The organism is Chitinophaga skermanii (assembly GCF_003259335.1).
GTDB lineage: Bacteria > Bacteroidota > Bacteroidia > Chitinophagales > Chitinophagaceae > Chitinophaga > Chitinophaga skermanii.
The window spans coordinates 66402-82759 of the sequence record NZ_QLLL01000003.1; the positions used below are offsets into that span (position 1 = coordinate 66402).

A 16358-nucleotide genomic window follows, 5' to 3' on the forward strand; every position below is an offset into this window, starting at 1 on the left:
AAATGTCGGATTTAAAATTTATATCAAAAGCGAAAAACACTGGGTTCCCGGAATACTTGGATTTTGACACCTTGCGCTTGCAAGGTATCCAACACATCGCGGCATTATCCGGAAAAATATGGACCGACCATAATTTCCATGATCCCGGTATGACGATGCTCGATGCTTTGTGCTATGTACTCACGGATTTAGATTACCGTACAAAATTCGACTTTAAAGATCTTGTTGCGAAAGCAAACAACGAGCAACCCGAAGACAACTTCTATACAGCGGCACAAATTCTAGGCAACAACCCGCTAACAGAAATCGATATCCGCAAAATGCTGATCGATATCAAAGGTGTGCGCAATGCATGGATTGAAAAAACAAAGCCCAGCGATTACAGTCTTACATTCGCTTGTGCAACAGGCAAGTTACAATATGCGCCCCTTACAGTCAATAGCAAACAAGTACCCCTAAAAGGATTGTACCGCGTATTAATTGAACCGGATGATACTAGCGCCGCTGCATACGAGCTAGACGCTTGTGGAAATAGTGTATTCCCATTAAGCGAAGTGGTAAAAGAGGTGGAAGAAAGGCTATATGCACACCGGAATTTATGTGAGGATATTTTCGATGTAGTAGTACTGGATAAAACGCAAGTAGGGTTATGCATGCATATAGAACTAGCGGCGAATTACGACCCGGAAGCAGTACAACTTGCTATTTATACAGCCATCCAGGAGTTTTTATCGCCTTCCCCGAAGTTCTACTCATTATCCCAGATGCTAGACAAGAAGGTGAGAATGGAAGAAATCTTTGAAGGCCGACCTTATAACTTCGACCAGGATAAAGCATTACAGCAGAATGGGTTTATTGATACGAATGAATTACTGTCTATTGAACGCCAAACTGTGCTGTATGCTTCCGATTTATACCGCATCATTATGGACGTACCCGGGGTGGCCGGTATTACGCGCCTAATGATGAGTAAATACAATGACGGCGAATATAATAACGGGGAAGAACCTGGAGGAGAAGAATGGCAGTTGCCACTCGATCCATACCGCAGGCCTGTATTTTCGCCAGAACGTTCCAATACCATCTTTTATCGTAATAAATTACCCTTCACGGCCAATACGGCCAAGGTGAACCAGCAATTTGCGAAGCGTTTATCCGATTACAACAAATTGCCTAAAAAAGATGAAGGATTAGATACCATGGTGCCAACCGGCAGGTACATGGATTTGGCGACTTACAAATCTATCCAGTACGAATTCCCGGCTGTGTATGCTATTGGAAAAAATGATGTGTCGAAGAATGATACCGCTATTAGAAAAGCACAAGCCTTGCAGTTGCAAGCCTACTTATTATTTTTCGATCGCATATTAGCAGACTATTTTGCGCAATTAGCAAAAATTCGTCCTTTGTTCTCTATGCAAACCGGTGGGGAACCAGCTACTTATTTCCCTGCTAATATCGATGCTGTTCCCGGTTTGTCTAACTTATTACGTTACGAGAAGCAATTACCCGTTACTACAACCGGCGAACCTTTCAAAGGAATGAAATTAGCCCACGAACCACATGAGAAAAATGTGACGGGGCCTAAAACATATACTACTTTGTACAGTCGTGATGAAGCGATGAAACGTATCATGAATGCCTGTGCAGAGAATAACGTTGTTTCGAATGTTGCCTATATAGAAAGTGCGGATTATTGGATGGTGGAGTTGCTGGATTTGAGTGAGAACGTATTATTGGAAGCCACTGTTTATTTTTATACGAAAGAAGATGCACAGCAAGCGGCTAGGGATTTGATTTTCTTAGCAGGTATCCCAGCTAACTATTACCTCGTGAATGAACGCGAAGCCGAATCTTTCAGTTTCGACTTGGTTTATATTGATGCTAACTACAATAGCTTATTGAATACCTTGTACGAATCAAAGGAGCAATACCAAGTGCGGAAAGAGAAACTGCTGAACCATTTACTGGCTCGCTTCTCGGAAGATTTTACAGATTACGCCTTGATGATGTACAATCTCAATGGCAAACAAAACGATCCTGCGCGTAATATTGAAGACAAAGCAAACTTCTTGTCGAACTATGCACAAACCAGTGCGAACCGTAGCTTGGCGATCAATTATAGAAACAAGTACACAACAATACCTTCTAGCGGCTTGGAGAACCGTGTAAAAGGACTCATGGGTATTCGCCCAGCACCTACAGGGTCGTTGAATAATTTTGATTTAGTTACGACTATTCAGCAAACGCAGTTCTCATTAGTACTCACTTATGCAGGTATTGAACTGTTTAAAAGTGAAAGTCTTCACGATCAAGCTAAGGACGCTTATCTCCAATTTCTACAATACGCGAAAAACGTTGCTAATTATAAAACTTTTGGTTGTACCTCGGAGGATGTATTTGGATTTATTGTTCAATCGCCTGTAGGTGCCGAAGAATATATTTCTGTGCCTTGTACAGTTACATTTACCAGTGCAGAAGAACGCGACGAGATGATGGAGTGGTGTGTGAAGTTTTTTAATGAAGATGGAAAGCCTAGTTATTACCTTCAAACAAGCACAGGATTTTATTTCCAGTTTCTTGATAATGATAATACCGTGTTGCTACGTAGCAAGAAGGGGTTCGATACTGCCGAAGCTTCGTTACAACATGCATATGATCTCATCGATTTTATGCAAAATGAGGTAGTATGGAAAACTGTTAAAGCACCGAATGTTGACATTTATAACGTGGTTGTGGTAGATGGCATAACCCAGTTAGCTATCCACCCAAAAGCATTCCACCAAAAAGCTGCTGCAGACGAGGCGAAGCAATGGTTGTACAATTATTTCCGTCAACATAACCTCCGTTACATTGAATCCAGTGAAGCATTAACTAATTGGCAAAGCGCCTACAACGATACGCAATGGAAGGGGTTTCGACCATTCAAACAGCAGGAACAATTACCGGCTGCTTTTCTCCAATTTGTGATGGCAGCAGCAGATATTGATCAATATCATCAAACAATAACTAGTGAAGGGAAGGTAGAATTGAGTGTAATAGGGGCTGGGGATGGAGAGGAAAATGTACCTGTAGTATTATCTGTGCAAGCACAATTGTACGAAACTACAGAAGCAGCCCAAGCTGCTATCTTCGAAGCTAAACAGGTGTATCATGAAACCTATCATACGCTGAAAGGCATGGTGCATCCCGTGCAAGCTGTATATGCATATATAGTGGCCGATGAGGCGCCGGCTGGTTTCCCTTCGCCATTAATGAAAACAACTAAAGCCATACCGAAAGGGCAGGGATTGGGGGCTTTCTTGCATAAATTACTACACTTAGCAACAGATCCGGCTAGGTTGTTGGTAGCTCCATTGGATGAGTGTTATTTTGTAGTGCGCTTAAGAAATCATCATCAAGAAGTGTTAGCCGAAAGCGAACCCCTTACTTCCAAAGAAGATGCGGATGCTTTGTTGATGTTTATACTCAATGCTGCCAATAATGAAAACTTGCGAACTGAACTGTCGCCATCGATTGAAATGCAAGGCTTATTATGGAAACATGCTGATACGCAAGTACCGCTCATGCAAGGCTTGTCGGTATGGGAGGAAGCGAATGAAGCCATGACAGCCTTCGTGTCGAATGCAATGCTATTAACACATCTGCAAATTGTACCACATGATGAGCAGAATGGCAAATTTGGGTTCAAAGTTATCAATACCAAAAATATTTATTTCGCCAAGCAAGCGAACTATTATGATACACCACAAGAACGCGATGCCGCGGTTGCACAATTACAATTGCAGTTAGATTCACTTTGTAATCGCCAAGCAACTAGTATCATTGATTCTTCAAACTATTACTTTGCTATCCAGGATGGTAGCGATGTATTATTGACGGAGCCACACCCGTACGCTAGTTTGTTCGGTGCGGAAGAAGGATTTTATAAAGCAATTCGTTTTGGTAAAACCTATGCTTACTATGTGAAAACTGTGGTAGATAATTGCACTTTTGGTTTTTACTTGGTAGATGACGAAGAAGCAATTACAGCCTTCCATCCACATACTTACTTAACCGAAGAAGAGCGTGATGAAGCGATTGAACGGATCATTAACTTCCTAAAAGACCACGGTGCATCTATAATTACCACGCAAATGCCGGGGTATTGGAAACCGGTTACGAAATGGTTAACCTGCCATTTGCAACCTGGCGATGCTTTAGAAGGAATCAATGAAAATGCATCCCAAGAAGAAGCAGAACAAGTGTTGATCGGGATTTTAGAATTAGCAAAAACAGCTGGTAATTATAACATTGTACTGGAAGACCAGTTATATAAAATTTACTTGGAAGAAGCCGGCACACGGGTGGCGTTCCATGGGCAAACATTCTGTTGTAAAAGTTTTGCTGATAAAGCAATTGCACGCTTAGTGGAGTTCGCTAAGTACAAAATACTCGACACAGACCCTGTGCTGCTAAATACCGCTAAAAATGTGCAAACGGTTCCGTTCATCGATAATGATAACATCCCCGATGAAGAGAAGCTGGTTGGTTACCGTTTATGGGACCGTGATCAACGATTAGCAAGGTTTAATCAATCTTTTCTCGATAAAGCTACAACAGAACAAGCAGCATTGGATTTATTGCATAAATACCAACGTGTGCAGCCTACTTACACGGTTATGGATCGAGGAGAAGGAGCGGTAGCATACATAAAAGGGGAGTATTACTTCGTTATTTCTCGCAATGAAGAAAATCTATGGCAAAGCTTGCAAGGTTATGCATCCGTAGAAAACGCCTTAAAGGCCTTCGAAGAAGTACGTTACCAAGTGCTGGAACAATCGTTAAAAGTAGCTAATTATCAGCCATGGACAAGTACCGACACAGCACTGGTGTTGCTCGATGAATGTGGTGAACCGCTTGTACAATGCTGCGCCGAGTTTGAAAGCCATACCGATTACATGGTGGCTGTACGTGCAAGGCAATTGTTCGCTTTGCGCCATGGTGTATACATGATCGATGGCCGTTTCAGTTTCCACCTTTACAATACACAAACCAACAGGTATGATTGGGAAGCAGTTCAAACGTACGCAACAGAGGAACAAGCCTGGAAGGCACTCAGTGAATGTTTGCAATTGCTTCGCTATCGTGGTAGCTATTGTATAGAACGAGATCCTGAAGCCAACCGTTGTATTATCCAAATCGCGCATATTTTGCTGGATATACAATATGTAACCAAAGAATGTGTGAAGAAGGAGGAAGAAGAGGAAGATAAAAATGATCAAGAAAAAATAAATGTAGAAGATGCTGCTTGGGAGAGATTACAAGTGTTCCTTGATTCTGAGCGAGGTTTAGATACCCAATTCTTCCGGTATACCGATTATACCCATTGCTGTAAATACGGCTTTAGGATGGTAGATGTAAAAACCTACCGCGTGGCACAATTATCTAGCTGGTATCAAAGCATGCAAAAGCGCGAAAATGAGCGCTTGAACTTGATGGCAGATGTGTTGTGTATGAAGCGTGTATATGGTTGGTTCTTACGCGACGCAGTGCATAATCCTGCAATTGATGAGGCTTTGTTAGCTTGCTATTTCAAACAGCCATTGAACTTACATTTTAACAAATTGTGGTTACGCTACAATGGCTTGCCCGCTATGGAAGATGGTATCTGGACCTTGAATTCCGAAGTGTTACAAGGCACAACTATTACCCAGTTCTTCTATGAAATGAAAGTAGGCGGTCAAGTGATATGGCAATCTGTTAACCGCTACCTTACCAAAGAAGATGCACAAAGAAACGAATCACAATACTTCATATATCTCTTGGAAATCGCTCGGAGTATTACATCTTATAGTGTGGAAACCGTAATTGGTTGTGAAAACGCATTTACTATTGCACTAAGAGATATTGATGGTGCTATCATTGCTACTTCACCGGGACATGTATGCAAGGAAGATGTAGATAAGGAAGTCAATACCCGGATATTTAATGCGCTCATGTTCCCAATTGTAGAACAGGATGGAGAATTTGCTTTCGAGGTAAACGAAATTATTCAAATCGTTGCAGGAGACAAAGTTACCTATAGCGCTCAGCAGGTTTGGGAGTCGGTTATCACATACGATACTCCACAACTTGCCATGGATGCTTTAATTCAATCGTTGAAGCTATTCCGCGTATTGGATAACTACCAAAGAAACGATGAAGACGTGGCTGGCCCATATAGTGTAACACTTGTTGATCCTGCCGGCGTTATGGCACTTCATCCGCTGGTGTATACAAGGTTAAGTGACCGTGATGCTGCTATTGACCTTGTGCAACGTGCCATTAGCTCGGAAGGCATGCGCCTGGTAGAACATATCTTGTTACGTCCTCGCCAGCAAGCAGTTGTATACGAAACCTTGGAAGTTGAAATGCTTTGGTTCCCTAATGGAAAACAAAATAGTCAACAAAAGCTACTGATTAAAGGCGAAACTTCATTTAATGGCAATTTACAAGCATTCATACAAGCATTAAAGTTAGCTACCGCCACAACAGGTGGGGTAACAATGAAAGATAATGGTCCTAACCAAGAACTCAATTGGTGGAATAACGGGATGAAGATAGCTGCTGCCGAGATGCCAGGAAAGAATATGAATGAATGGAACGCAGAAGTTCAAATGGTTTTAAAAGACGCATTTGCGGAACAGGCGAGTTTTGAGAGTGCCAATACTGGACTTAGCCGCGTAGTGACGGAAGGATTTAGTGTGTCGAATGCGCTATTCCCTGTTTGTTCTGAGGCTGATTTTTGTAGTTATGTTGATCCCAACGCGCCGAAATATGTTGACGAGAAGTTTACAGACCGAACCTTCTTAGTGGATCCTTATTCTTTTTGGGCAACCGTGGTGCTGCCTGCTTGGCCGCAGCGATTCCGCAAAACTAGGTTCCGTCAATTCTTTGAAGATACATTACGTAAAGAAGCACCGGCACATATTCGTTTGCATATTGTTTGGGTTTCTCCTCAACAAATGTTGCAATTCGAAACGGCTTATAAAAACTGGTTACAAGCATTAGCAAACGATATGGGTTGCGACTTTGTAAGCAGTCAACAAGCTTTAGTTGAAACAATTTCAAACTTGAAAAATGTATTCCCAGCCGAATATCTCGATGATGCGGGCGACATGAACGACCAGTCGTTACTGCTCCTCGATGAAGCCATGCTTGGATAATAACTCTTTAAAATTACTTGCAATGATAATAAATACGCCCACTCCATACCCTTCCTTCGTTAAAGGGCAACAATTAAAAAGTGATCACTTAAATGGCATTGTCACCTTTGCCAAGAATGAGTCGCGCGACACACGTACCTATTTATTGGGCAGCGGTATCTTTTATGGATTGGAAGTGAGTTGGGATGAAGCCGAGCAAGCACTTGTTTTATCGCCTGGTGCTGGTGTTACAAGTGATGGATACTTATTTTCAATCGAAGAAAAGAAGTATTACTATAGTGTAAAAACGAGCGTTGGTAACAATTATCATACAATAAGCGTTAACAACCGCAAGGTACGCGGGCGTATTTTGGAAGAAATCAAAGACGCTAATAATGCCGATGCATCGCAACAAGCACTGAAGCGTTATATAAAAGGTGTTGACGATACAGGAGCTACCGATACAGGTAAATATTTTATCCTGTTACTCATAACAGAAAGCGAATCGACAAAAGATAGTTGCATGTACGGTAACGATCGTCGTGAAAGTATTAAAACAAACGAGGTGGAGTTGGTATTAGTGAAGGAAAAAGAAGATGACCCGGCTAATGATTACAAAGACGCCATCACGGAAGCTGAATTAGCGCAATTGATGGAAACGAGTAAGCCCGTTAATATCCAAGATCTTCCAATGGTGGGTCGATTTGGATTAACGAAAGAAGAGACCGGTGAAGATGGATTTGCATTCTGGGAATTTACACAAGGAAGTAACATCATTAATAATTTTGTTACCATCTTTAATAATGCCATCCCGCTTATAGAAAACGCCTATATAACGGCATATAATGCCTTGGCGCCAATATTAGGGAAACCCCAAAATAACCCATTCACCGGTATGGGCAATAAGTTAAAAGCAACATATGCCGCCTTTGATGGTAAACCACAGAGCATTGTGTTGTACCCTTATTTTTACGATTACCTACGCGACCTCGTATCTGCGTTTGAAGAGTTGAATAACCACAGCGTGGTTGATATCTTCTCGCTGATGCCTAATAAAAATCGCTTCCCTGGGTATTTATTGTTGGGTAGCATTCGAACAACCGCTAACAATAGTAGTATCAACTACCGCATGAAGTTATATCGTCCTCCATTGGCCGATTTAACAGGTAATAGCGCTGAACAAATGTCTTTTTTATTGGATAAAATGGCTTATATCGCGAATGTTGATCATGTTGTATTTAATGCTGAAAGTATCATTGGAGAGAACCTACATATGACCCCGGATGCCGGTATTAATGAAGAATTAAGCGAGCGTTCAATTCCATTCTATTACAAAAATATAGACGAAGTACGTGAGCAATGGAATTTCACCCGCACAAAAACAAATAGAAGTGCTACGATTCCAGGTGTGAAGAATGAAGATGACCAGAAATTCCTTGTTGCTAATATCAATAAATACGATTTCTTCCGCGTGAAAGGCCATATCGGTAAACCATTGGATGAAGTGGTGATGGACTTGGATAAATACCGTAAGCGTTTTCATTTACCATTCGATATTAAAACGGTGTATGTTGGAGATGAGCATCTCATCAACGAGTTGGTGTATCAAATGGGTGCAAGCTTTTCAGACTTGGCGATGCACTTGGATAACGTGGCGGAAGATATGCGTTGTAATGGCGTGTGTGGAGGAATGTTGGAAGAGCGGATTTTTGGTCAATATGATCACCAGCAACATCCTGCGATGTTCGAAAACCTGCTCTATTTCTTCGGTTCAACCGAAATAGATGATATAAATAGTTGGGCAGAAGAAAGGTGCAGTGAACAGGACACATGCGACGAAGAAAGCAGGCAATGTTGTGTAGGCATTATTTGCACGTTATACCCCATTGCGAAAGAATACCAAGAAAGAAAACAAAAACTAGTAGAACGTATATTCTTCCACAAATTCGCTGAAACGCACCCGGGATTTGAGCACCAAGGTGGTGTAGAGAGAGGCGGAACACTTGTGCTTGTGGGCATGCAGAGTAATGTGCAAGACCTTTCAAAAGAAAGACTGGAAGGTATTGTAAATAAAATGGGTGCAAGCGAATCTGGAAAGGCCGGAACTTATTCTATAAAAGAATTATTAGGATACGATGTAATTGCCGATTTCTGTTTGCCTTACCAATGCTGCGATGAATTGCCTCCAATCAAGATTGAAGTAACACCATTGCCGCCGGTTGCGCAGTATGAATTTGCAGGATATGAACATGGGCAAGAAGTATATAAGGTGGCCCTTAACAATAATTCTTTACGAGCAGATAGTTTCTATTGGGAAATCTTCGATACATATGGTCAAAGTGTAGCTACTTTAACCACAACTGATGTAAATGAGCAAGCTGTATTTGAGTTGCAATATTATATGGGGGCCTGGTTTGAGTGTGAGTTAAAGGCTTCGAGGGATGGTATTGTAAGTGTATATAAAGATCATTTTGTATTATGTCCGGGTAGCGAAGTGCTGTTGCACGGGGAGGCGGATGAGAAGGAATTAACGGGGCAGCCATTAGAAGAAATTCATTTTACTTTAGAAGCATTGCCTTTCGGCGGTGAATTCATCCTAAGCAGTGTTGATGATAAAAAAGTAATCGAGCCTAATAGCGGCATGTACGATATTAGTTGGACAACCGACCGTAGCTTGGCTGTTTTACGCATGTATACACCTGCTGTAGGAGAATATAAATTAACCTATTCCTTCGCCCATTTAAATAAATGCGAAAAGAGAGAAGATAGCGTAGCGATTTATATTGGTAAAGGTCGTGTGGTGAAAGATGATAGTGTGAAAGAAGAAGTAAACATCCAAGCACATGATTTTTATAAACCGGCTATGGCTTTAGTGCAAGCGGCCAATGCCCCTGTATTAAAGGAAAAGCAGGCTGATTTGGATATCTTCTTTAAAACAGCAAGTGGTACAAAAGAATTGCCAAGTAGTTTTGAAGGCTTCATGGATACTTTGGAGCCATTGATTGCTGAATCCAAAACCGCGCAGAAATCAAACTTACTTCAATTATTAGCTGTGGGAACAGCTCATTTTATCGAAGGGATGGTTATAGCATCGCCGGAAAAAGCTACCGTAGCCGGTCAGAACCGTGTTACACGCGCCGATTCCATCTTCAAAGCCCATAAAGCTAGCACTACTTGGAAGAAGATTTGGACTACAGAAATTACTGATCCAATGGTATCTCTCGGAGCATTTGAAACGTATAATAGCTTAATTGGTTAATGGCACAGCAACACGTTATAGCGAAATTGGAGTTTTTCGTGCAAATCCCGCAACGCGAAGAAGCTTTCTCATTGCAAACAAGCATAAGCGAGCAATGTAATGCCTCGCTCATGCCGCAATTAGCCCAACTCTTCGATGAATGGATGCCCGAAGATGTGTTGCTTACAATCCAAAAATTAGAAATAACCTTACCCAATTGCACATTGGCAGAATTACGAAACAATTTGCCTAGTATGATCTTGGCTGCTATGCAAAAAATGATGCCTAGTTTGCAAGAAGAGGCCGACCATGGTAGCGCTAATATTACACGTACACCACGCGAGGTCAGCCGTTTTGAAAGTTTCTTGTATTACTTAGAGCTTGGGGTAATGCCTGCTACAACTGCCGCTATTACTCAAATTGAATGGGAACAAGCAGTATTGGCTACGCTCAGTAGTGATGTGTTTTCAGTTGAACGTTTTTTGCAAACCATTCGATCAAAACCCCAAGCCGCCATACGTCTCGTGCAACAATGGGGTATTCCATTTGTGAAGAGATGTTTGCTGGTGGTTATACCTACTTTAAATGCTAGTTTATTTGTACTGCTTGAAGAATTGATTACAATAATTACTAGCAACTCGGTGCGTGAAACGGCGCAACAATATTTTGCCCAAACGTCTTTGCAAAACATTTTGGCCGTAACAAATGCGAAAGTGCTTTTACGAAATGTGTACATCAGCATGCTCGCTATTGTAGCTGAAAAACGTATAGAACTTACAAGTGCTACAATTATGTCGATGGTGCGTTATAGTATGTCGTTGCAAGCATCGAATTGGAGTCGATTGTTATGGATAATGAGCAGAGAGGGGCTGAATGTTACAGTTGCTTCGGCTAGTACGACTAACATGATACAAGGGAGTGTTGCATCGCAAATTGTATTATATCAAAACGATGTAGACGCTATTCAAAAGGAGATTGATCAAATAAAAGTACAACAAGCCGTATCTCAACAGAAAGCTGATACTAAAGAAACCGGTCAATCTCAAGACATCCCAAGCAGCCATTCTAACAATAAAGATCCCAAACAGGAAGCAGTTATATCTGATCATAAGGACGATAAACAAATATCTCAAGCAACAACTACTTTCAATGATAACAACAAGTCTGCTGCCCAATCATCTATAGATGAAACTTATGAAGCTATGAAGGCCATACAAGAAAAGCAGTCGGATAGTTGGCAACTTCCGAAAGAAGAAGATACTTATTTTATCAATAATGCTGGGTTGATTTTGTTGCATCCTTTTATTCCACACTTGTTCGATCATTTAGGATGGAAGGATGAAAAAGGCTTTGTGAATGAAACTTTGCAAAGTAAAGCGGCACAATTGCTCGGTTACCTGGCAAGTGGGCAAACTGGTTGCCACGAACAAGATTTGTTATTACCTAAAATATTGTGCGGCTTTACACCTGCTCAACCCATGCAGCGTGAAATTGAGTTTACAAACGAAGAGTTACAATTGGCCGACGAATTACTCGATGCTGCTATCGGGCATTGGAAAGGAGTTGGCTCCATGTCACGCGATGGATTACGTGCTAACTTCTTAATGCGGGAAGGAAAGCTTGTGTATAGAAAGGGTGATTGGGAGCTGACGGTTACTGCACAGGTATATGACATGTTATTAAACCGTTTACCCTGGAGTTTTAGCTTAGTGGGGTATTCGTGGATGGAATCATTGGTTAAAACAACCTGGAGTTATTAAGCAATTATGTCGAAGACGAACGATACTAAACACCATTCACAACAATCGCAACAGCAAAAGAAAGCAAGTGGCGATCAAGTGTTCCAGCCGGAGAAACAAAATGGTTTCTTCGACAGGCAAGCTACGCCTTCGACTTTCTTCGTACAACGGAAAGTGAAGATCGGTGAACCCAACGATCACTACGAAAAGCAAGCAGACAAAGTGGCCGATAAGGTTGTACAGAAAATGTCGCAACCGCAAACGGTACAAGCCAAACCCAATGCACCGGCTATCAAAGCGCCTACGATTAATGCTGCTCCTAAACAAAACCTCGTACAAGAAAAGCCTGCACTTGAAGATGAGAAAATGCAAGACGAACCTGTCTTGCAACGCAAACCCATTTTCGATAGTATGGGCGATCCGCCAGACGATCACATCCGTCGTAAGCCTACAACAGAAGGCCCTTCACCTAAGTCGCAACCCGATCTTTCCCAACGTTTACAGAAAACGAAAGGTGGCGGTGCGCCATTGCCAAAGGATACAAAGAATGCGATGGAGTCGGCTATGGGAGCAGATTTTAGTAATGTACGTGTGCATACCGATAAGGAAGCCAATCAACTCAGTAACGATATTCAAGCACAAGCTTTCACCCATGGAAATGATATTTATTTCAATGAAGGAAAGTTTGATGCGGCTAGTTCTACTGGTCGACATTTACTCGCCCACGAATTAACACACACTGTGCAACAAGGAGCTGCTGTGCAACGAAAAGAAATGCCAACAGCGAGCTTGTCGCCTATGATCCAACGTGATCCTGCTCCTGCAGCTGCGGCTCCGGGAGAAGTTGTAGATATTTCATCAGGGCAGTTTAATCCATCTGAAGCCCTAAAAACAGCTATCCGCGAAGCGAAGAGGGGTTTAGATGTAAATGTTACAGGAGGTAAAGTAGCCGGTGCAGGAACAATCAAAGTGCGCGAAAAAGACGGTGTATTTGAAAGCTTGAAAGATGGTTATTTGCCAATGCAAATCCAATTACTCGAACAAGCGAACCCGAATTTAGCCGTACGGATTGCGGCAGGACAAGTAAGTGGCTTTGCAACCATTGGTAAAAACAGTGATTTACAAGCGCTGGCGAAATGGATTAAAAGCAATGCCAAAACATTAGGCTGGTTATCGGGCTTAGATATCGAAAGTTTATCCGGTGGAGTAACCAATACATTCGAAGGAGGCAATTTCACATTTACTGTGAACGGGATTAAAGTGAAAGTAGGAGAGTTCGCGAAAGCCACGATGAATTTAGGCTGGGAGAATATGAAACCTACAGGTGATGTTACGGCCGATTTGGATGTGAAAGGTTTAGCCCAAACCAATTTGAATATTACGTTAAAAGACGGCGCCTTCAGCGGAACGGGTAAGCTCACTGTGAACTTGAAGAATTTCACGGGTGATATTGAAGCGAAGTTTGAAAAAGGCGTTCTAGATATTAAAGGTGAAGTAGGGTATGATGGTGATAAGTTGTCGGGTAAGGTGATGGTGATGATGACCGACAAAGCGACGGCGGATAATTTCGCTGTACAACAAACAGGCGGCGGAGAAAACGCACAAGAAGCCGCTATGCCTGCAGAAATTCCAGCACCTACCGGTCCGGGTGAACGGGGTGTTGCCGGTATGGGTTCTCTTACTTTCAATCTAACAGAATGGTTTGCTGGCCAAGTAAACGTAATCATTGATGGTAAAGGTTGCGTAACAGTTGTTGGTAAAATTGCGCCACCAAAAGAAATCATTCTCTTTGAACAGAAGGATTACAATAAAGAACTGTTCAAACTAGAAGCACGCGCCGCTTACGGTTTGCCTGTAATTGGGAACGTGTTTGTGTTTGCCAACGTATCACTCAGTGCCTTGGCGAAAATGGGCCCGGCTAAGATTTACAATATTGAAGTAAACGGCACTTGGTCGAATAACCCCGACGTGGCGAAGAATATATCCCTATCGGGTTCACTGAACATCTCTGCTTATGCAGGTTTACGCTTGCGCGCGGAAGGAGGTGTAGGTGTACAGATTTTGGACCATGATTTGAAATTGGGTGTGGGAGTGAATGCGGATGCAGGCGTGAAGGGGTATGTAGATGCGCGGCCAACGATCGGTTACCGCGATCCGGGAGAGTTCTTTTTCAAAGGGCATATGGAGATTGGTGCACAGCCGTTCTTGGGTTTGAGTGGTGATTTGTTTGCGGAACTGGATTCGCCGTGGTGGTCGCCGTTGCCGGATGAAAAATGGACGTGGCCTTTGGGCGCGTTGGAATATCCATTACCAGGAGAGTTCGGTATTGGCGCAGATATGGAATACGTGTTGGGCTCCGGTAAAATACCAGAAGTATCATTCACCGAAACCAAGTTCGACGGTTCTAAATTTATGACCGACCTTGTCGATAAGCAAGTGCCCGGCAAAGGCGGTGGCGGTGATAAAGGTGATAAGAAAGGGAAATTCGTAGATGGCGGCGCAGCAGGTGCAGCTCCTAAAGCAGCCCCAGCTCCAGCTCCTGCACCGCAAAAAGGAGGCGATAAAGGTGGAGCCAAAGGTGGCGGCGGTAAGAAGAAAGACGATAAAGCCAAAGACGCAGCTAAGCCAGATGAACTCAAAAACTTCAAAGAGGGCATGACCAAATTAAAAGCCCTCGAAGGTCATAAACCAATGACCAAAGATGAAGTAACCGTTGAAGTAGAAAAAGTTAAAAAACAGCATAATATCCCTAACATCGTCATCGTACCAAAAGACGGCGAATGGAAAGTAACGGGTACAATGAACGGTGGTAAGAAAACCAAGCAGTCCGTAAAAATCAAAGCCAACTTAAAAGATGGCGATGATAAAAAAGATGATAAAAAAGATCCAGCTAAAGAAAAGAAACTCAACGAAGCGAAACATGCTTTAGTGCAAAAAGATGGATCGGAAAAAGATAAGAATAAATCCATTCCCCGTGAAGAAGCTAACAAAATAGCTGATAGTGTTGAAAAACAATACAGTGATGTAATGAAAGACATCAAGGTAATGGATAAGGATAAGCATTGGCAGTATCAATATGTGCAAAGAAATCCTACAGGAACAGTAACTGGTGCTGCAACTCCAGCTGCACCAGCTTACCCGAAAGATTTAAAAGATGGAGCTACATTTGCGTTTAAAGGTGACCCGGAAGAGATGTTATTAGAATGTCATGGTCTCGATCCAAATGCAGCGGGAGGGCCTTCGTTAAAAGCAAAAGTACTTTCTCATAAAGACAGAAGTCAGAAAGGTAGCACCCGCTATTTTCTACTTACTAGGTTTACCCCCGGCGCATATGAATTGTCGAAAGCAGCAGAAGATGTTTTCAAAATTGTAGGTGGCGTAACAACGGTAGGACAGAATGTAACATATAAAACATTCACCAATCATACAATGAAATTGGTACTGGATAAGAGTGATTTTGTAGAAGAGATTTCATCAGTAGGCCTATATATTAAACCATCGAATATCATTGGTAAAGTAGATGTTTCTGATGTAAATGTACCCGGTATGGATCCTAAATTTGTGTTGCAAAGAGGCCACGTGCTGGCAGAGCGCTTCTTAGGAGTAGCGCACAAAGGAGCGCATAACTTAATTGCTGTCAGCGAGAGGTATAACCTGTCGGCGATGAAAATTGTGGAAAATAAGATTGCGAAGACTTTCGCTTCAGTTGCTGCTGATACGATGAGTTTTAATGCGAAAGTTAAATATGGTGTTTTGACAGACGCTGTATTGTGTGCCAAGTTGAAAGCTGATTTTAAAGCGAAAAACCCTGGGCTGAAGAAATCAGATTATGATGATTTTAATAAAAGTGTAGATGATCAAGCTGTACATGCCAGCGGTGCTTTGAAAAGGGTGGTCGATGTTATATATGAAGTAGAATTCTTCCAAGGAACTGTATCAGTTGGTAATTTGAACGAAAGTACTGGTCCTGATCTAACCTGGAAAGAATCAACGCCTGCTACTTCTGCTACAGCTGCTACTTCTACTACAATTGTTGCTCCTGTTGCGGTAGTTATCAGGCGAAAAGCAGATGGTTCTGAAAGCTATGTAAATGGACCCAATGCCGGTAAACAAGTACCCGGTAAAGGTCCAACTACACCAGCCCCAACAGGTCCTGTTAAACCGAATCCTACACCAGGTAAAAAGTAAGTACAGGGCAAATCAATCATACATTTT

4 protein-coding genes are annotated in these 16358 nt (G+C 42.2%); all 4 read left to right on the top strand.

Annotation, left to right across the window (positions count from 1 at the left end):
* Positions 1-2: 2 nt before the first annotated feature.
* From LX64_RS08035 to LX64_RS08050, 4 genes are read left to right on the top strand one after another with little or no spacing between them, the layout of a single operon-like run.
* A complete protein-coding gene (locus tag LX64_RS08035) occupies positions 3-7187 on the top strand; it encodes a hypothetical protein (RefSeq protein WP_111597130.1) in 7185 nt (2394 codons plus the stop codon).
* 22 nt (positions 7188-7209) lie between these two features.
* Complete coding sequence (locus LX64_RS08040; RefSeq protein WP_148707242.1) at positions 7210-10425, top strand: hypothetical protein; 3216 nt, start codon at positions 7210-7212, stop codon at positions 10423-10425.
* Positions 10425-12164 carry a contractile injection system tape measure protein gene (locus tag LX64_RS08045; RefSeq protein WP_111597132.1) on the top strand — a complete coding sequence of 580 codons (1740 nt, stop codon included), beginning with the start codon at positions 10425-10427 and terminating at the stop codon, positions 12162-12164. Before LX64_RS08040 ends, LX64_RS08045 begins: the two co-directional genes overlap by 1 nt.
* A gap of 6 nt (positions 12165-12170) precedes the next feature.
* Complete coding sequence (locus tag LX64_RS08050) at positions 12171-16331, top strand: eCIS core domain-containing protein (RefSeq protein WP_111597133.1); 4161 nt, start codon at positions 12171-12173, stop codon at positions 16329-16331.
* The last annotated feature ends 27 nt before the right edge of the window (positions 16332-16358 follow it).

What these genes read in the sequence shown, in the direction of transcription:
- LX64_RS08035 (WP_111597130.1), top strand. Translation starts at nt 3, where the DNA reads ATGTCGGATTTAAAATTTATATCAAAAGCGAAAAACACTGGGTTCCCG.
- LX64_RS08045 (WP_111597132.1), top strand. Translation starts at nt 10,425, where the DNA reads ATGGCACAGCAACACGTTATAGCGAAATTGGAGTTTTTCGTGCAAATC.
- LX64_RS08050 (WP_111597133.1), top strand. Translation starts at nt 12,171, where the DNA reads ATGTCGAAGACGAACGATACTAAACACCATTCACAACAATCGCAACAG.
- LX64_RS08040 (WP_148707242.1), top strand. Translation starts at nt 7,210, where the DNA reads ATGATAATAAATACGCCCACTCCATACCCTTCCTTCGTTAAAGGGCAA.